19 protein-coding genes are annotated in these 18,087 nt (G+C 62.5%); 9 read left to right on the top strand and 10 right to left on the bottom strand.

Going from position 1 to position 18,087, the window contains the following annotated elements:
* Positions 1-8: 8 nt before the first annotated feature.
* Together ASS64_RS02230 and hppD are read right to left on the bottom strand one after the other, a co-directional pair.
* Positions 9-590, bottom strand: coding sequence for a VOC family protein (locus tag ASS64_RS02230; RefSeq protein ID WP_067689197.1), 582 nt, complete (start codon positions 588-590; stop codon positions 9-11).
* Positions 587-1,708, bottom strand: a complete 1,122-nt coding sequence (gene hppD / locus ASS64_RS02225) for a 4-hydroxyphenylpyruvate dioxygenase (RefSeq protein WP_067689194.1) — start codon at positions 1,706-1,708, stop codon at positions 587-589. The genes ASS64_RS02230 and hppD overlap by 4 nt, the downstream gene beginning before the upstream one ends.
* Before the next feature lie 191 nt (positions 1,709-1,899).
* Between hppD and ASS64_RS02220 the strand changes: the two genes are divergently transcribed.
* From ASS64_RS02220 to ASS64_RS02200, 5 genes are all read left to right on the top strand, one after another.
* Entirely contained in the window at positions 1,900-2,196 is a 297-nt protein-coding gene (locus ASS64_RS02220; RefSeq protein WP_234002287.1) for a septum formation initiator family protein, read from the top strand.
* A gap of 127 nt (positions 2,197-2,323) precedes the next feature.
* Positions 2,324-3,400, top strand: a complete 1,077-nt coding sequence (gene pdhA / locus ASS64_RS02215; protein ID WP_067689188.1) for a pyruvate dehydrogenase (acetyl-transferring) E1 component subunit alpha — start codon at positions 2,324-2,326, stop codon at positions 3,398-3,400.
* Between the two features lie 3 nt (positions 3,401-3,403).
* On the top strand, positions 3,404-4,804 hold the full coding sequence (locus ASS64_RS02210) for a pyruvate dehydrogenase complex E1 component subunit beta (RefSeq protein WP_067689185.1): 1,401 nt from the start codon (positions 3,404-3,406) through the stop codon (positions 4,802-4,804).
* A 136-nt stretch (positions 4,805-4,940) separates the two neighbouring features.
* Positions 4,941-5,483, top strand: a complete 543-nt coding sequence (locus ASS64_RS02205) for a hypothetical protein (protein WP_067689182.1) — start codon at positions 4,941-4,943, stop codon at positions 5,481-5,483.
* Between the two features lie 32 nt (positions 5,484-5,515).
* Entirely contained in the window at positions 5,516-5,974 is a 459-nt protein-coding gene (locus ASS64_RS02200) for an EF-hand domain-containing protein (RefSeq protein WP_067689179.1), read from the top strand.
* On the opposite strand, the gene trmFO is transcribed toward ASS64_RS02200, so the two are convergent.
* Complete coding sequence (gene trmFO, locus ASS64_RS02195; protein ID WP_067689176.1) at positions 5,971-7,338, bottom strand: methylenetetrahydrofolate--tRNA-(uracil(54)-C(5))-methyltransferase (FADH(2)-oxidizing) TrmFO; 1,368 nt, start codon at positions 7,336-7,338, stop codon at positions 5,971-5,973. The two genes, ASS64_RS02200 and trmFO, sit on opposite strands and share 4 nt — an antisense overlap.
* A gap of 53 nt (positions 7,339-7,391) precedes the next feature.
* Between trmFO and ASS64_RS02190 the strand changes: the two genes are divergently transcribed.
* On the top strand, positions 7,392-8,060 hold the full coding sequence (locus tag ASS64_RS02190; RefSeq protein ID WP_067689170.1) for a lysoplasmalogenase: 669 nt from the start codon (positions 7,392-7,394) through the stop codon (positions 8,058-8,060).
* Here ASS64_RS02190 and ASS64_RS02185 read toward each other — a convergent pair.
* Together ASS64_RS02185 and gyrA are read right to left on the bottom strand one after the other, a co-directional pair.
* Positions 8,057-8,899 (bottom strand): TauD/TfdA family dioxygenase, encoded by an 843-nt coding sequence (locus ASS64_RS02185; protein ID WP_067689130.1) that lies wholly within the window; start codon positions 8,897-8,899, stop codon positions 8,057-8,059. The genes ASS64_RS02190 and ASS64_RS02185 overlap by 4 nt on opposite strands.
* A complete protein-coding gene (gene gyrA, locus ASS64_RS02180; RefSeq protein ID WP_067689128.1) occupies positions 8,896-11,733 on the bottom strand; it encodes a DNA gyrase subunit A in 2,838 nt (945 codons plus the stop codon). Before gyrA ends, ASS64_RS02185 begins: the two co-directional genes overlap by 4 nt.
* A gap of 306 nt (positions 11,734-12,039) precedes the next feature.
* Between gyrA and ASS64_RS02175 the strand changes: the two genes are divergently transcribed.
* Positions 12,040-13,332 carry a hypothetical protein gene (locus tag ASS64_RS02175; protein ID WP_067689125.1) on the top strand — a complete coding sequence of 431 codons (1,293 nt, stop codon included), beginning with the start codon at positions 12,040-12,042 and terminating at the stop codon, positions 13,330-13,332.
* 57 nt (positions 13,333-13,389) lie between these two features.
* Here the strand turns inward: ASS64_RS02175 and ASS64_RS02170 are convergent, their stop codons facing one another.
* Genes ASS64_RS02170 through ASS64_RS02155 form a run of 4 tightly spaced genes read right to left on the bottom strand, consistent with a single transcriptional unit; the run spans position 13,390 to position 16,093 of the window.
* Positions 13,390-14,109: an NYN domain-containing protein gene (locus tag ASS64_RS02170; protein ID WP_067689122.1), complete on the bottom strand. Its 720-nt coding sequence runs from the start codon at positions 14,107-14,109 to the stop codon at positions 13,390-13,392.
* 54 nt (positions 14,110-14,163) lie between these two features.
* Positions 14,164-14,805, bottom strand: a complete 642-nt coding sequence (locus tag ASS64_RS02165; RefSeq protein ID WP_067689119.1) for a carbonic anhydrase — start codon at positions 14,803-14,805, stop codon at positions 14,164-14,166.
* The gene (locus tag ASS64_RS02160) at positions 14,805-15,113 is read right to left on the bottom strand and encodes a transcriptional regulator (RefSeq protein ID WP_067689112.1); all 309 of its coding nucleotides are present in this window, start codon (positions 15,111-15,113) and stop codon (positions 14,805-14,807) included. The genes ASS64_RS02165 and ASS64_RS02160 overlap by 1 nt, the downstream gene beginning before the upstream one ends.
* The gene (locus tag ASS64_RS02155; RefSeq protein ID WP_067689109.1) at positions 15,110-16,093 is read right to left on the bottom strand and encodes a sodium-dependent bicarbonate transport family permease; all 984 of its coding nucleotides are present in this window, start codon (positions 16,091-16,093) and stop codon (positions 15,110-15,112) included. Before ASS64_RS02155 ends, ASS64_RS02160 begins: the two co-directional genes overlap by 4 nt.
* A 97-nt stretch (positions 16,094-16,190) precedes the next feature.
* Here ASS64_RS02155 and lipA point away from each other — a divergent pair, with 97 nt between their 5' ends.
* Positions 16,191-17,132: a lipoyl synthase gene (lipA, locus tag ASS64_RS02150; RefSeq protein ID WP_067690310.1), complete on the top strand. Its 942-nt coding sequence runs from the start codon at positions 16,191-16,193 to the stop codon at positions 17,130-17,132.
* Positions 17,132-17,587, top strand: coding sequence for a type II toxin-antitoxin system RatA family toxin (locus tag ASS64_RS02145; protein WP_067689106.1), 456 nt, complete (start codon positions 17,132-17,134; stop codon positions 17,585-17,587). Before lipA ends, ASS64_RS02145 begins: the two co-directional genes overlap by 1 nt.
* Here the strand turns inward: ASS64_RS02145 and ASS64_RS02140 are convergent.
* The gene (locus ASS64_RS02140) at positions 17,584-18,087 is read right to left on the bottom strand and encodes a CinA family protein (protein ID WP_067689103.1); all 504 of its coding nucleotides are present in this window, start codon (positions 18,085-18,087) and stop codon (positions 17,584-17,586) included. The genes ASS64_RS02145 and ASS64_RS02140 overlap by 4 nt on opposite strands.

Genomic DNA, 18,087 nt, shown 5'->3' with positions numbered 1-18,087 from the left:
CGGCGTAATTAACCCTTTGCCTTTTCGGCGTGTTCCTTGCGCGCGATCTCATGCAACCAATCGGCATGGCGCGGCGCTTTCTTGGTCTCGCTCCATTCGTCGAGCATCAGCGGCGCGACGCGTTTCAGTTCGGCATATTGCTCGTCGGTTCCGATGTCGGCCGCCAGTTCGACGCGGTGGCCGTTGGGATCGAAGAAGTAGATCGACTTGAAAATGCCGTGATGCGTTGGGCCGAGGACGTCGATGCCGAGGCTCTCGATATGCTCCTTCGCGGCGACAAGGTCTTCCTCGCTTGCGACGCGAAAGGCCAGATGCTGGACCCAGGCGGGCGTGTTCTCGTCGCGGCCCATATCCTTCTGGTTGGGCAGCTCGAAGAAGGCGAGGATATTGCCGTTACCCGCGTCGAGGAAGACATGCATGTAGGGATCGTATTCCCCGGTCGAGGGCACGTGGTCTTCGGCAAAGGCGGTGGTGTAGTCCATTCCCAGCACCTTGCCGTACCACTCGACGGTCTCTTTCGCGTCCTTGCAGCGGTAGGCGGCGTGGTGGACCCCGCCCAGCTTTACGGGATGGTCGGCAACGTCGCTCATTCGGCAGGCTCCGCTTCGACCGTTTCCGCGTCCTCGACATTGAGCACGCCGCGGCGAACCTGGTCGCGCTCCATGCTTTCGAAAAGCGCCTTGAAGTTGCCTTCGCCGAAGCCTTCGTCACCCTTGCGCTGGATGAATTCGAAGAACACCGGACCGACCTGCGCCTCGGCGAAAATCTGCAGCAGCAGGCGCGGATGGCCGCCTTCGGTGGTGCCGTCGAGCAGGATGCCGCGCATCTTGAGTTCGTCGACGTTCTCGCCATGGCCGGGCAGGCGTTCGGACAGCATCTCGTAATAGGTTTCGGGCGGGGCGGTCATGAAGGGCACGCCCAGTTCCTTGAGGTTGTCCCAGCACTTGACGAGATCGTCGCAGATCAGCGCGATGTGCTGGATGCCTTCACCGTTGAATTCGCGCAGGAACTCTTCGATCTGGCCCTTGCCACCTTCGCCTTCCTCGTTGAGCGGGATGCGGATCTTGCCGTCGGGCGCGGTCAGCGCCTTAGATGTCAGGCCGGTGTACTCGCCCTTGATGTCGAAGAAGCGGATTTCGCGGAAATTGAAGAGCGTTTCGTAATAGTCGGCCCAGTATTTCATGCGACCGTTGTAGACGTTGTGCGTCAGGTGATCGATCACGTTGAAGCCTGCACCTTCGGGCCACTTTTCGACGCCGTCGAGATATTCGAAATCGATGTCGTAGATCGACAGGCCTTCGCCTTCATCGTCTGCATAGCGATCGATCAGATAGACGATCGCGCCGCCGATACCGCGGATGGCGGGGATGCGCAGTTCCATCGGGCCGGTCTCCACCGCCACCGGCTCTGCGCCGCGCTCGAGCAGTTCGTCGTAGGCCTTCTTGGCGTCGCGGACGCGGAAACCCATACCGCAGGCCGAAGGACCGTGTTCGCGCGCGAAGAACCATGCCGCGCTCTTGGGTTCGTAATTAAGGACCAGATTGATCTGACCCTGACGCCACAGATGCACGTCCTTCGAGCGGTGCGTGGCGACATGGGTGAAGCCCATAGCTTCGAAAACCGGCTCGATGACGCCCTTTTCGGGTGCGCAGAATTCGACGAATTCAAAGCCGTCGAGGCCGATGGGGTTTTCGAAGAGATCAGGCATTTCAATCCTCTGGGATTACTGTTTGGTTTCAATGGAAACTAGTTACGCCTCAACCGTCGCCCTGTCAAGGAACCAACGGGTCGATACCATGCGATGTTCCGCGTATGAGACGAGTCGTTCGAGCGAACAAGAATTGGCTTGCGCGAGGGGTTTAACTGTGATTCTGTGCCGTCATGAGGCGTTTGGGTTCCATGGCTGCGATTCAGAAGGGGAAGGCCACCCAGCATGCGGCGCTGGCGGTACTGCTCGTCATGGGCGGCTTTGCCATCGCCGGTCCCTCTGGCCTTCTCGCGTGGAGCGAGAATCTGCGATTGCTCGATCAGCGCGAGGCCCAGCTCGCCGAACTCGAGGCTGAGCGCAAGGCACTCGCCAACCGCGTGGCACTGCTCAATCCCGATGCGGCCGATCCCGACATGGTCGGCGAATTGCTGCGCAAGCAGCTCAATGTCGTCCATCCAGACGAAGTGGTCATAAAGCTCGAGGACTGAAGCGGGCGCAACCTTCGCTTTCCGTAAGGGTTTTCGTATGCACACGCGCTCTGCCGTTGCGCGTGGCCCGCGCCTGTGCCTATAGGCGCAACCGATATTCCTCCCCGGAAGAACAAGGACAGAAGTCTTGGCCAAAGCCCCCCGGAGCAAGAAGAAGCCCGCGAAGTCGCCTGCAGAGGATATCGACTTCGTTCTCCACTCGCTGCAAGACGCGCTGGAGAAGGACAGGCGCTACGATGCGACCAAGGAGCAGATGCTCCATTTCTACGAGCAGATGCTGCTCATCCGTCGCTTCGAAGAGCGTGCCGGCCAGCTCTACGGCCTCGGCCTGATCGGAGGCTTCTGCCACCTCTACATCGGCCAGGAAGCGGTCGCGATCGGCCTGCAATCGGCGCTCGACGGCGACAAGGACAGCGTGATCACCGGCTATCGGGACCATGGCCACATGCTTGCTTATGGCATCGATCCCAAGGTCATCATGGCCGAGCTGACCGGTCGCGAGGCCGGCATTTCCAAGGGCAAGGGCGGGTCGATGCACATGTTCTCGACCGAGCATAAGTTCTACGGCGGCCACGGCATCGTCGGCGCGCAGGTCGCGCTGGGGGGCGGGCTCGCGCTGGCCCACCAGTACAACGAGGATGGCGGGTTGTGCCTCGCCTATTTCGGGGACGGTGCGGCAAATCAGGGGCAGGTCTACGAAACGATGAACATGGCCGCTCTTTGGAAGTTGCCCATCGTCTTCGTGGTGGAAAACAACCAGTACGCCATGGGCACCAGCACCGCCCGTTCCAGCGCGGAAACCGAGTTCCACCGCCGCGGTACCGCCTTCCGCATCCCCGGCATGGATGTGAACGGCATGGACGTGCTCGAAGTGCGGCAGGCTGCTGAAATCGCGTTCAAGCACGTGCGCGACGGCAAAGGCCCGGTGCTGATGGAATGCAACACCTATCGCTATCGCGGCCACTCCATGTCCGATCCCGCGAAGTATCGGACGCGCGAAGAGGTGCAGGATGTGCGCGAGCACAAGGACCCGATCGAAGGGCTCAAGAAAGTCTTGCTCGAAAAGGGTTCGACCGAAGACGAGCTCAAGGCCATCGACAAGGATATCCGCAAGGAGGTGACCGAGGCTGCCGACTTCGCCGAGAATTCGCCCGAGCCGGAGGCATCCGAACTCTACACCGATGTTCTGGTGGGGGAGTATTGAGCCATGGCTATCGAACTCAAGATGCCCGCGCTGTCGCCCACCATGGAGGAAGGCACGCTTGCCAAGTGGCTGAAATCCGAAGGTGACGAGATCGTCGCGGGCGATATCATTGCCGAGATCGAGACGGACAAGGCAACGATGGAATTCGAAGCGGTCGACGAAGGCACGCTCGGCAAGATTATGGTGGAGGAAGGCACCGAAGGCGTGAAGGTCGGCACGGTCATCGCCATGCTGGCGGGCGAGGGCGAAGACGCGTCCGATGTGGAGGCGCCTGCCGCAAGCGAGCCGGTCGAGGACGTTCCCGGCGAAGGCAAGGACGTTGGCCGACCCGACAACTCGGGCGAGGGCAGCGAAGCGGATATCGCCAAGCCTGCACGCAAAGCTGACGTGAAGGACCCGGACGTTCCGGAAGGCACGGACTTCATCTCGACCACGGTCCGCGAAGCCCTTCGCGACGGCATGGCCGAAGAGATGCGCAAGGACGAACGCGTATTCGTCATGGGTGAGGAAGTCGCCGAGTATCAGGGAGCCTACAAGGTCACGCAGGGCCTGCTCGACGAATTCGGTGCCAAGCGTGTGATCGACACGCCGATCACCGAATACGGCTTTGCCGGTATCGGCACGGGTGCGGCGATGGGTGGCCTGCGCCCGATCGTCGAGTTCATGACCTTCAACTTCGCCATGCAGGCGATCGACCACATCATCAATTCGGCGGCGAAGACCAATTACATGTCGGGTGGCCAGATGCGCTGCCCGGTGGTCTTCCGCGGACCCAATGGCGCAGCGAGCCGGGTCGGCGCGCAGCACAGCCAGAACTACGGCCCGTGGTATGCCAGCGTGCCCGGCCTGATCGTGATCGCCCCCTATGACGCGGCCGATGCCAAGGGCCTGATGAAGGCCGCGATCCGCTGCGAGGACCCGGTGGTTTTCCTTGAGAACGAGCTGGTCTACGGGCGCAGCTTCGATGTCCCCGACATGGATGATTACGTCTTGCCGATCGGCAAGGCCCGGATCATGCGCGAAGGCTCGGATGTGACCATCGTGGCCTATTCCATCGCCGTCGGCCTGGCGCTGGAAGCGGCCGAGGAATTGGCAGACGAGGGCATCGATGCCGAGGTTATCGACCTGCGCACGCTGCGCCCGCTCGACAAGGAAGCAATCCTGACCTCGCTTGCCAAGACCAATCGACTGGTGATTGCGGAAGAAGGCTGGCCGACCTGCTCGATCGCCTCGGAAGTCATCGCGATCTGCATGGAGGATGGCTTCGACCATCTCGATGCGCCGGTTCTGCGGGTGACCGACGAGGACGTGCCGCTGCCCTATGCCGCCAATCTCGAAAAGCTCGCGCTGATCGACACGCCGCGCATCGTCAAGGCCGCGAAAAAGGTCTGTTATCGCGACTGACGCGCAAGAAAGCGGGGCGGGCGCCGGCAACCTGCTGGACGAATGTCCGGAGGTAGCGCGCGTCGCTTTCGCCAGCGCGCGGCCCAACCCGGATATCTGGCTCGGCGCGCTTGCGCTCGACGGGCGGATCGGGCGCATGGTGCTTGGCGCCAGCGAACCTTTGCTCGGCCAGATGCGCTTGGCATGGTGGCGCGACCAGCTTGGCAAGACTGTTTCGCAGCGACCACGCGGAGATGTCCTTCTCGACCTGCTCGGCCAGGCCTGGGAGGGCGGCGAGCCTGCCTTGCTGGCGCTGGTCGACGGTTGGGAAGCCCTGCTTTCGCCGCGGCCGCTGGAGGATGCCGCGATGGCCCGGTTCGTCGATGGCCGCGCGGCACTCGCGACGGGTCTGGCCGAACGAGCGGGGCAGTCAGCAAGCCGACCAGAGGCCCAGCGCGCCGGTAAGCTGTGGGCATTCGCCGACTTGGCCATTCGCGCACAGGACGAAAAAGAACGGGACGCCGCGCTCGATCACGGGATCCGACTCGCCGAGCAGCGATTGGCGCTGCCAGGCGAATTACGCCCGCTGGCCGTGCTCGGCGGATTGGCGCGCCGCTCTCTACGTTCGGGTGGTCGTGAGATGCTCGGCGACCGATTCAGCCCACTTGTGGCCTTGCGGTTGGGACTGTTCGGACGCTAGGTTAAGCGCTTGGGGTTACAGGGGTTTGTCCGATGAACCGGATCGTGCTCGGAGCATTGGTGACGCTTGCGCTGGTCGGGCTGGGGGGCTTCTGGTGGCAGGGCAGGGCCGCGATCGAACGCGGCGCGCCGCCTCCCCAACCCATCGAGACCAGCGAACCCTTGCCCGAGATCCCGGCTTCCGACCCGGGCGACATGGTCGGCCCCGAGCCGCCGACCGCATCCGAATTGACCAAGGAACAGCGCCGCTTTTTCCGCTACGATCGCAACCGCGACTGGCGTATCACGCGCACGGAAATGCTTTCCAGCCGGACTGCCGGGTTCCGAAAGCTCGACAAGGACGGCAACAACCTTCTCGATTTCGAAGAATGGGCCGTGGCCACGGTCGAGAAATTCGAGGGTGCCGATGCCGATGGCGACAACCAGCTTACCCCTGGCGAATTCGCGACCACCGCGCCCAAGCCAAAGAAAAAGCGGCGCTGCGCCTGCTAGGCGGGCTCTGCCTCCATTCCCGTCAGCCATTCGCCGAAATCGGCCTTGGCGCGGGTCGTATAGGCTTCCTTGCGAACCTTCTTGCTCACATCGTGCAGCGGCGGGAAGAGGCCGAAATTGACGTTCATGGGCTGGAAGGTGTCGGCTTGGGCATCGCCGGTGATGTGCGCCAGCAGCGCACCGAATGCGGTCGTGCGCGGTGGTGCGGCCCAGTTACGGCCCGACAATTCGGCAGCGGCCATGAGACCGGCCATCAGTCCGACCGCCGAGCTTTCGACATAGCCCTCGCAGCCGGTGATCTGGCCGGCGAAGCGGATATGCTCCGCCCCACGCAGGCGGAGCTGGCGATCGAGCACGAGCGGAGAATTGATGAACGTATTGCGATGCAGCCCGCCGAGCCGGGCGAATTCGGCATTCTCCAGCCCGGGAATCGTCCGGAACAGCTCGACCTGCGCGCCATATTTCAATTTGGTCTGAAAGCCGACCATGTTCCACAGCGTGCCAAGCTTGTTGTCCTGGCGCAGCTGGACCACGGCATAGGGCCAGCGGCCCTGCGGATGCTCATCGGTTGTGTCGTAGGGATTGTCGAGCCCCACGCCCTTCATCGGACCGTAGCGTAGCGTTTCGACCCCGCGCGCCGCCATCACCTCGATCGGCATGCAGCCATCGAAATAGGGGGTGTCCGCCTCCCATTCCTTGAACTCGGTCTTCTCGCCGTCGATCAGCCCTTGGTGGAAGGCGAGGTATTGCTCCCTGGTCATCGGGCAGTTGATGTAATCGCCGTCCTCGTTGCTGGCTTCGGTCCGCTTGTTCCAGCGTGACTGAATCCAGCACTTGCTCATGTCGATGCTGTCGCGATGGACGATGGGCGCAATCGCATCGAAAAAGGCGAGGCGGTTCTGACCCGTCGCGCCGACGATGCTTTCGGCCAGCGCCTGCGCAGTCAGCGGACCGGTTGCGACGATGGCGGAGCCTTCGGTTGGCAGCGCATCGACCCGCTCACGTACCACCGTCACATTGGGATGCTCTTCCAGCGTCCGCTGAACTTCGGCGGAGAAGATGTCGCGATCGACCGCCATCGCCGAACCGGCGGGCACGCGTGCGACTTCGCCGGCGCGCATGACGATGCTGTCCAGCCGCCGCATCTCGTGATGCAGCAGGCCGACGGCGTTCTTGGTGTCGTCGTCGGAACGGAAGCTGTTGGAGCAGACGAGCTCGGCCAGCCCATCGGTCTGATGGGCAGGGGTCATCTCACCGCTGCCGCGCATTTCCGACAGGCGCACCGTAAATCCGCGCCGGGCAAGCTGCCACGCCGCCTCGCTGCCAGCCAGGCCGCCGCCGATTATGTGGATATCATGGGTCATTGCGCGCGCCCTAATGCTTGCATGGGCCATTCGACAAGGCCTAGCGAGAGATCATGCCGCACGCTGCCCTTGCCAAACATCGCCCTTGGCTGTTTGTCAGCCTCGTCGCGGGCGTCAGTTATTTCTTCGTCTCCGACGACCCCATCGGAGGCGCCTGGCTGATGCTGTGGAAGGGGGCGGGCGTGACCTTCCTCGCTATTTACGCGGCGTTTCGTGGACATGGGCTCGATGGGCTTCTGATCGCAGGCGTCCTGACCTTCGGGGCGCTCGGCGATGTCGCACTCGAAGTCAGTTTCCTGATCGGAGGGGCATTCTTCGCGCTGGGCCACCTCGTCGCGATAGCTCTCTATGTGCGCAATCGGCGCTCGCGGGCCAGCGGCAGCCAGACGATGACGGCGCTGTGCCTACTGCTCCTCACCCCCTTGATCGCGGGACTGATGACCTATCCGCTGGACAACTGGCTCCTTGCGATTGCCTATTCGGGCCTTGTCGGAGCCATGGCGGCGGCGGCATGGACCAGCCGTTTCCCGCGATATCAGGTAGGAGTGGGCGCGGTATTGTTCGTGGTCAGCGACCTTCTGATTTTCGCCCGCGAAGCGACGGCGCTGCCCGAGGCGATCACGGGCTGGCTGATCTGGCCTCTCTATTTTGGGGGGCAGTTCCTGATTGCGGTCGGCGTCGTACAGACGCTCCGCATGGACAGGAACCGGATACCTGCCTAGCCCTGCCAAGCAGCGATGGTGGTCCGGTGCAGTTCCCTGCGATGCCCCTCGTACCCACCGGTAGCCTTGTGCAAGACCGAACGATTGTCCCACATCACCAGCATGTCGGGCTCCCACTTGTGTCGATAGACGAACTCGTCGCGCGCCTGCCACTGCGCGAGTTCGGATAACAGGGCGAATGCTTCGGCCTGCGCCATGCCCTCGATGCCGACGATGTAGCCGAGCGTCGAATAGAGGCATTCGACCCCGGTTTCGGGATGGCGCTGGACAAGCGGGTGGGGTTGCGTGGCTCGCGCGCTGCCATCGGTCTTGATCGCCATGGACCGACCCACGTCGCGTTCGCCATAGGTGCCTTCGGGTGCGTAGGCGAGCTTGGCACTATGGATGGCCGTCAGCGTACGCAGATAGTCTTGTCTTTCTTCAGGTAGGGCGGCGAAGGCGGCGGCCTGATCCGCGAACAGCGTGTCGCCGCCGGATGGCGGTATGTCGATCGCCAGCAGACAGGTTCCGGCAGGCGGGCGCTCCAGAAAGCTCCAGTCGCTGTGCCAGTTTTCCGCGAAGAGCGGACTTTGCTCGTCCGCTTCGCGCAGGATCGCGGCGACATGCTCACGCCCCTCGATCGGAGCGAAGAAGGGGTCGTGGCCGAACCCGCCCATCGCCTGGGTGAAGGCTTCGAGCGCGTCATCGTCCATGGGCTGTCTCGGAAAGGCGAGCACCTTGTGTTCGAGCCAGATCGAACGAATTTCCGCTGCTAGTTCATCCGTTATCGGTCGCGACAGGTCGAGCCCCGTGACGCGTGCACCGCATGCGTCGCCACTGGGCTCGACCAGCAGACTCATCCGCCGGCTTCCCCATCGATGTTCCGGTCAGAATGCTTGGTTGTATAGGGTTCGGTCCTGTCGAGCCCGCCCCGTTTGGCGATCTCTTCGGCCACCGCGGCTTCGGCTTCGTTTTCCGGTTCTTCTGTCTCGTCGATTCGCGCCGCTTTGACGATCTGCTCGCCCTTGGCGACATTGAATATGCGGACGCCCGAGGAAGTGCGGCCGGAGATCGAAAAACCCTCGTGGCTCTCGAAACCGCCTTCGATCAGATGGCGAAAAGCGAGCGGCAAACGGATGAGCTTCGCCTGGTCGGTGACCAGCATCAGCTGCATCCCATGCCGGACCGGGAAGCTCGCAACCACATGACCGTTGCGTTCGGGATTGCTCGACGGTTCGCCGATATTGGTCAGGCCCTGGCCGCCGCGTCCGGTGGTCCGGTATTCGTAAGCCGAGGAAATCTTGCCGTACCCATTCGCGGTGAGCGTGAGGATGAACTCCTCAGCCTCGGACATTTCAGCGACCTTTGCGGGGTCGAGCGTCGGCTCGTTCTCGTTGTTTTTCCACTCAGCTGCGCGCAGATAGGCATCGCGCACCTCGGTATCGCGTTCGCCAGCATCGAGCACTGCCATGGAGACGACCTGCTCGCCGTCCTTCAGTCTCATCCCGCGCACGCCAATGCCCGTGCGGCTCTTGGTTTCGCGAGCGTCGGTGGCAGAGAAGCGGATTGCCTTGCCGGCGTCGGACGCAAGGAAAATCTCCTGGTCCTCCGTCAGCAGGCGCACACCGATAAGCCGGTCGCCGCTACCTTCGACGAAGCCCATCGCATATTTGCCGTTGCTCGGAACATTGGTGAATGCATCCATCGAATTGCGGCGCACCATGCCCTGCTCGGTCGCGAAGACGATATTGAGGTTGGACCACTCGCCTTCGTCCTCCGGTAGCGGGAGCACGTTGGTTACGCGTTCATCGTCCCCCAGCGGCAGCAGGTTGACCATCGGCCGGCCCTTGGTCTGCGGGCCACCTTCGGGCAGCTTCCACACCTTCAAGCGGTAGACGCGGCCGGTATTGGTGAAAAACAGCACGGGATTGTGCGTCGAGGTGACGAACATCTCGACCACGGCGTCTTCTTCCTTGGTGGCCATGCCGCTGCGGCCCTTGCCGCCGCGTGCCTGCGCGCGGAAGGCGTCGAGCGGGGTGCGTTTGATGTAGCCGCCATGGGTCACGGTGACGACCATCTCCTCGCGCTCGATCAGGTCCTCGTCCTCGATCCCGTCCCAGGCCGGGGCGATCTCGGTTATGCGCGGAGTAGCGTAGGTGTTGCGAATCTCCTCGAGCTCTTCGCGCAACACGCCATAGAGCTTCACACGATCGGCGAGGATCGAGAGATATTCCTCGATTGCGAGGCTGAGCTCCTTGAGTTCGTCGCCGATCTCGTCGCGGCCGAGCGCGGTGAGACGATGGAGACGGAGGTCGAGGATGGCCTTCACCTGTCGTTCCGACAGGCGATAGGTTCCGCCGGCCTGTTCGTCGGTCGGCTCGATCGCTTCGACCAGCGCGATATATTGCGCGATGTCGCCGATCGGCCATTCCTTGGCGAGTAGCTTGGCGCGCGCATCGGCCGGATTGGACGAGCCGCGGATCATCGCCACGACCTCGTCGAGGTTCGAAACCGCGACCACGAGACCGAGCAAGATATGCGCCCGCTCGCGCGCCTTGTTCAGTTCGAATTTGGTACGGCGGGTGATGACCTCCTCGCGGAAGCCGATGAAGGCCTGCACGAAATCGCGCAGGGTGAGCACTTCGGGCCGTCCGCCGCGGATTGCCAGCATATTGGCCGGGAAGCTCGCCTGCGCCGGCGAGTACCGCCAGATCTGATTGAGCACGACTTCTGGTGAGGCATCGCGCTTGAGGTCGACAACGACACGCACGCCCTCACGCGAGGATTCGTCGCGGATGTCGGAAATGCCCTCGATCCGCTTCTCCTTCGCCGCTTCGGCGATCTTCTCGACCAGGCCGCTCTTGCCTACCTGGAAGGGGATCGAAGTGAGTACGATCGACTGGCGATTGCCTTTGGTTTCGACCTCGTGACGGGCGCGCATGAGAATGGAGCCGCGGCCCGTGGTATAGGCAGCGCGCGCGCCCGACTTGCCGAGGATCAGCGGGGCGGTGGGGAAATCGGGCCCCGGGATGATCTCGAACAGCTCTTCCGACGTGATCGCCGGATTCTCGATAAATGCCAGGCAGCCGTCGATCACTTCGCCGAGATTGTGCGGCGGGATATTGGTCGCCATGCCGACCGCGATACCGCCAGCGCCATTGACCAGCAGGTTGGGGAAGCGGGCAGGCAGCACGGTCGGTTCCTGACGCGAACCGTCGTAATTGTCGGCGAAGTCGACCGTGTCCTTGTCGAGATCGTCGAGCAGGGCATTGGCGACCCGGGCGAGGCGCGCTTCGGTGTAGCGCATCGATGCCGGCGGGTCGGGGTCCATCGACCCGAAATTCCCTTGACCGTCGATCAGCGGCACACGCAGCGACCAGTCCTGCGTCATGCGAGCGAGGGCATCGTAGATCGCAGCGTCGCCGTGGGGGTGGTAGTTACCCATGACATCGCCGACGATCTTGGCGCTCTTGCGATAGGGGCGACCGGCGACGAAGCCGCCTTCCTGGCTGGCGAAAAGGATGCGGCGGTGGACCGGCTTCAGCCCGTCGCGCACATCGGGCAGTGCGCGGCTGACGATCACGCTCATCGCGTAATCGAGGTAGCTTGTTTTCATCTCATCGACGATGTCGATGCGTGCATATTCGTGACCGCCGGGGGCGGGGGTATCCAGGATGTCGGTATCGTCGGACAAAACGTATAATTCCGTATTGCGAACTGCTTATGTTCTGGTCGGATGAAGCTTAGGCGAAAGGGGGGGGCAACGCCACTCGGGGGCGGGAACCAAACCCCTCTATCGCGCGCTTTTCCACATATGGGTAGCCATCCGACGGATAGTAACCATGAACCGCGGGCGGGGTAGGCATTCAATGGCCGTTCAGCCCGGTACCGCTAGAAGAATTTGCAATGAGAGCCCGCACGCGGCATGTGCCGCCCGGACAAGTCCGAACCGGAGCCGGGAGCGCTCGATCCCCCCTTTCCACTCTTGGGAGTTCAATACATGATTTTCACTAATCTCGCCCGCAAGAATGGTGCGGCCTCGACCCTTGCTCTGGCTATAGCCCTGGCCACTGGTGGTGCGCTTGCAGCGACTGCGCTGGAAACACCCGCTTTCGCGCAGAAGAAGGAAGAGGAATCGAAGCCTGAATATTCTTCGGGTTTCATCGAGGCCTACAAACCGCTCGAAGCCATCGCGGGGACGGAGCCCCTCGACTACCCAACGCTCAAGGCCGGTTTCCCGGGATTGAGCGCGGCCATCGAGAACGATGACGATCGCTATGCCGCCGGCAGCTTCATTTACTCGAATGCAGCAAGGCAGCAGGACCAGCCTGTCGCGCTGCAGGGCATGGAAATGATGCTTCAGAGCGGCAATGTGCCCCAGGAAAAACTCGGTCAGTTCAACTTCGTGGCCGGCCAGCTGGCTTATTCGCTCAACGATTACGCGAAGGCGCGCACCTATCTCCAGACAGCAGCCGACGCCGGTTACACGGACAATGACCCGCTCATCTTCGTTGCCGAAAGCTACTTCGCAGAAGGTCAGCCGCAACAGGGCCTGACTTACCTCAGCGAACTCATCAACGCCAAGGTCGCGGCAGGTGAGACGGTTAGCGAAGAATGGCTCCGCCGCGGTCTGGCCCAGGCCTACAACAACCAGCTGGCCTCGGAGGCGAACAAGTATTCGAGCTGGTATGTCAGCCAGTATCCGGGGGCGGACAGCTGGGGCGATGCAGTCGCCATCCTGCTCAATACCGGCGGATACGAAAATCCCGAGATCCTCGACCTTCTGCGCCTCGGTCAGCGCGTAGGCGTGCTGCGCGACGACCAGCTCTATCTCGAATATGTCGAAGCTGCCGACTATCGCCGCCTGCCGGTGGAAGTCGTCTCGATTATCGACGAGGGCTATGCTGCGGGCAAGCTCGACAGGACCGATCCCTATGTAATCGATACGCGCCGCCAGGCGGCGGAACGTGCCGCGCAGGACCGTGCGGACATCGACGGCCTCATCGCGGATGCCAATGCGGCGGGTGCATCGATCAACACGGTGCTTGCGGCAGGGGACACGCTCCTCGGTCTGGAACGTCCCGCCGATGCGGAAACCTTTTATGCCAAAGCGCTCAACATGCCTGGTGTGAACACGCCGATGGTCATGACGCGCCTGGGCATCGCGCAGTTCGACCAAGGCAATTATGCCGAGGCCGAAGCGACCTTCAACAAGGTCGAGGGCGCGCGCAAGGCGATCGCCAACCTCTGGGCCATCTACGCGACCCAGCAGGCTGCCGAAGCCACCATGTAAGGGCTGAAAGCCTGTCTCGAAACGAAGGGCGCGGACTGCGGTTCGCGCCCTTTTTTCTTAGCGCAGTCGCTTGACGAAGCTCTGCCCGTTGGCACGCCGTTCAACCGAGAAATTGGGGATCGCCTCGATCAGGTCGGTGAGGCGCGCGAAGCCGTAATTGCGCGTATCGAAGCTGGAGCGGTTGCCCGCACGCTGACCGACCTCGGCGAGCTTAGCAAACCCGTTCTCGTCGCGCTTGCTGGCGGCATAGGCGTCGAACAGCAGGTCGAGCAGGTCCTGATCGAGCACGTTTGAATCCTTGCTCGGGCCGCTCTTGCCGTTGCCCTCCTTCTCTGCCCTGACCAGCGCGTTGACGTCGATGAAGCGGGTGCAGGCTTGGCGGAAAGCCTCGGGCGTCTTGGCTCCTCCAAAGCCATAGACGGGTAGGCCGTCCTGTCGGATGCGCATGGCGAGCGGCATGAAATCGCTGTCCGAGCTCATGATGCCGAAGCCGTGGACCCGCCCGCGATAGAGCATGTCCATGGCATCGATGGTCATCTTCATGTCCGTCGCGTTCTTGCCCTTGGTCATGTCGAACTGCTGCTGCGGCTCGATACCATAGCGGTGCATCAGGTCGATCCATCCCTTGAGGCTCGTTTTGCGCCAATTGCCGTATGCACGCCGGATGTTGACCTGGCCGAGTTCTGCAAGGACGGTCAGGACCGGATCGATACCGGCCGGGCTCGCATTGTCGGAGTCGATCAGGAGGGCGATGTTGCGCTGTTCGAATTCTGCCATAGGCGCGCTACATGGCCGTGCGAACGGGGCGGGGCAAGGCCATTGTCCAGCGTTTCAATCTTCGGGCAGGAACTCGCCGGTTTCTTCGTCGAGTGAGTAGAGCACGCCTTCGTAGATCGAGAAATGCGCGCCGCGCAGCTTGAGGTCGCCCGCCTGCTCCTTCTCGGCAAGCCACGGGAAAGTCCGCAGATTGGCAAGACTCTGTCGAATTGCGGCGAATTCCATCGCCATTTCCGCTTTGCGACCGTTGGTACCATACTTGCGAGCCACCGGCTCGCGCGCCCCGGACAGCAGGTTGATCCAGTTGGCCACGAAGCCGCCTTCACCCGGAGCTGCGCTCGAGAAATTCTGTGTAAGCGCCGCCTTGCACCCGCCGCAGCGTCCGTGGCCCATGACGACGATCTGCCTCACCTCGAGCATCTGCACCGCGAATTCGACTGCGGCGGAGACGCCATGCAGGCCCGGCGTCGTCTCGAACGGCGGGACGAGCGCCGCGACATTGCGCACGACAAAGATATCGCCGGGATCGACGTCGAAGATCTGCGCGGGATCGACACGGCTGTCCGAACAACCGATCACCATCAGCTTCGGGTGCTGGCCCTCCATCGCAGTTTCTTCGAACCGTGCGCGCTGGCGTGGATATGTATGTTCGCGAAAGCGCTGATACCCCTTCAGGAGCTCGGCATATTCGGGCATCAGAATCGCTCGCCGCGGATCACCTGAACATCCCACATCGACAAGAGCAAGCCATGGCTGGTGAGGATGGGGGCAATGTCCTCGGCCAAGGCCATCGCCTTGTCTTCGGGCGCGATGGTCAGGACGAGGACCTTGTCCGTCCCCATCACCCGCTCCTCGCGCCAGTGGCCGTCGCGGCCCTTGCCCGATTGCACCGGCGTGATCGTCCAACCTGTGATATCGGCACGGTCGATCGCGTCGGTCACGCGGCGTACCAGAGCTACGTCGGAGAGGATTTCGATCCGCTTGCGGATTACCGTTTCGATCATGGGACGAGACCTCCCTGGCCGGCGATCATCGATGCGAAGGCGCTGATCAAGCCGATATTGACGAGTACGTTGAAGGGGAAGGTGATGCTCAGAGACATCGTCAGATAGATGCCGGGATCCGCTTCGGGCAGGGCAAGCCGCATAGCGGCCGGGACGGCAATGTAGCTGGCGCTGGCGCACAGCACGCCCAGCGCGGCGGCCGAGCCGACGTCCAGTCCCACAACGGTGCCCAGGATCGTACCCACCGCGCCGTTCACCAGCGGCAGGAAGATCGCGATCGCGCCGAGGCGCCAGGTCACGGCGCGCGAATCCATCATCCTGCGCGCGGCGATCAGGCCCATGTCGAGCAGGAAGATGCACAATACGCCCTTGAAGCCAGCCTCGAAGAAGGGGCTGACATCGGCAAAGCCATCGGTTCCCCCGATGAGCCCGATCGCGAAGGCGCCGAGCAGCAACACCACCGAGGAATTGAAGAACACCTCATGCAGCATCTCGCGCATGCTCTGGCCGTTCTCGGCACCGAAGCCGCGCGCCAGCAGCAACCCGGCAAGGATCGCGGGACTTTCCATCGTGGCCATCACCGCCACCATGTAGCCCGCCGACGGCTTGCCCTGGAATTCGAGGATTTCGACTGCGGTGACGAAGGTCACGACGCTGATCGAGCCGTAATGGGCGGCAACGGCACCGGCGTTGATCCGATCCAGCCGTCCGAAACCGCGGATCAGCCAGAACGCGAGAATCGGAAGAATAAAGCCGGCGGCGATCCCGGCTACCAGCGCGATGACGACGGTTACGCTGAACCCTGATTCGGATACCGCTACCCCGCCTTTCAGCCCGATCGCGGCCATCAGGTAGAGCGACATGCCTTTGGCGATGGCTTCGGGAATGGCAAGGTCGGATCGGGCAAGGGCTGCCAGAATGCCGAGCACGAAAAACAGAACCACGGGCGAGGTGAAGGTCTGTAGCGTTGTCGCGTCCATGGCGGGGCCGTAGCGCGGGGTCACAGGCCCGGCAAGAGCGGTGCGAATAGCTATGCCGCTTGCCCGCGGGCGGGTGGCCCCCTAGATGGGCCTCGACATGAACGATCTCTCCTCTGCACCCCGACCCGATGGCGAACGCCCCAAGATGCAGCGCAAGCCCGACTGGATCCGCGTCAAGGCTCCGGTCAGCAAGGGCTATCAGGAAACTCGCAAGCTGATGCGCGAGCTGAACCTGCACACCGTGTGCGAGGAAGCCGCCTGCCCCAATATCGGCGAATGCTGGACAAAGAAGCACGCCACGGTGATGATCCTCGGCGACACCTGCACGCGCGCCTGCCGGTTCTGCAACATCAAGACGGGCATGCCGATGCCGGTCGATCCGCTCGAACCCGAACACACCGCTGCCGCCGCGGCCGCGATGGGCCTCGAACATATCGTCATCACCAGCGTGGACCGCGACGATCTACCCGATCGCGGAGCGGGACAATTCGTCAAGGTCATCAACGCACTGCGCCGCGAAACACCTGACACGACGATCGAAATCCTGACCCCCGACTTCAAGGGCCGGATGAAGCAGTCGATCGCCGAGATCTGCGAAGCGGGGCCCGACGTCTTCAACCACAATCTCGAGACGGTGCCGCGGCTCTACCCGACGATCCGCCCGGGTGCGCGCTACTATGCCTCGCTGCGCCTGCTCGAAGAGGTGAAGGTGCACAACCCGCTAATCTTCACCAAGTCGGGCATCATGCTCGGCCTTGGGGAAGGCCGGCTCGAAGTGCATCAGGTAATGGACGACATGCGCAGCGCCGACATCGATTTCATCACCATGGGCCAGTATCTCCAGCCGACCCCCAGGCATGCCAAGGTCGAGGAATTTGTCACGCCGAAACAGTTCGCCGCCTATGGGTCGATCGCCCGGGCCAAGGGGTTCCTGCAGGTCGCTTCGAGCCCGCTGACGCGTTCGAGCTACCATGCCGGCGACGACTTCGCCGAAATGCGTGCCGCCCGAGAAGCGAAGCTGGCCAAGCAAGGCGCCTGATGCCGGGAATTCGCGAGAAGCGCCGCCTACCCTATAGCCAGGAGCAGATGTTCGACCTGGTTGCCGATGTTGGCAACTATTCAAAATTCCTTCCCTGGGTGATCGCCACGCGGGTCAAAACCGATAGCGAGACGGAAATGATCGCCGACATGCTGGTGGGCTTCAAGGCGATTCGCGAGAAATTCACCTCGCGCGTTCTCAAGAACCGTCCCGAGCATATCGAGGTGATCTATGTCGACGGGCCGCTTAAGGACCTCGACAACAACTGGACCTTTTCTCCGACCGAAGACGGCGGATGCGAAGTCGATTTCTGCGTCGACTTCACCTTCCGCAATGCGGTGTTCGAAGCGCTGGCGGGGCAATATTTCGACCGCGCCTTCCGCAAGATGGTCCAGGCCTTCGAGGACCGCGCGGACGAGCTTTACGGGCGCGAGAACGCGGCTGCCAACCTCTAGGGCAGCAATAGCTCCAGCGCGCAAATCGTCGCCTTGCGGCGAATGTCGGCGCGCGTAGTCGGGTCGAAGAGTTTGAGTTCACCCTCCGGTTCGCCGTCTTCACCCCGCACCACGCGCGCAAAGACAACCGTTCCGACAGGCTTGAGGTCGGTTCCTCCTCCCGGGCCGGCTACCCCGCTGATCGCTACTGCGACATCGGCGTTGCTCTTTTCGAGGGCGCCCTTCGCCATGGCCCAGGCGCAGGCAATCGATACCGCGCCGAAGGTTTCGATGATCTCCAGCGAAACATCGAGGCATTCCATTTTGGATTCGTTCGAATAGGTCACGAAGCCGCGGTCCAGCACCGCAGAAGACCCTGCAATCTCGGTCAGTGCGGCGGCTACCAGACCGCCGGTGCAGCTTTCGGCCAGCACGAACTTGCGCCCGGCGGCGGTGTTCTCTTCGACCACGCGTTTCGCCAGCGCATCGATATCTTCGGGGAGGAGGGCTTCGAGGGGCAT

This window comes from Erythrobacter sp. AP23, from assembly GCF_001542855.1.
In the GTDB taxonomy this organism is placed as follows: Bacteria; Pseudomonadota; Alphaproteobacteria; order Sphingomonadales; family Sphingomonadaceae; genus Qipengyuania.
Note: the sequence above shows the minus strand (reverse complement) of the source record. Positions and strands in the feature narration are given on the sequence as shown.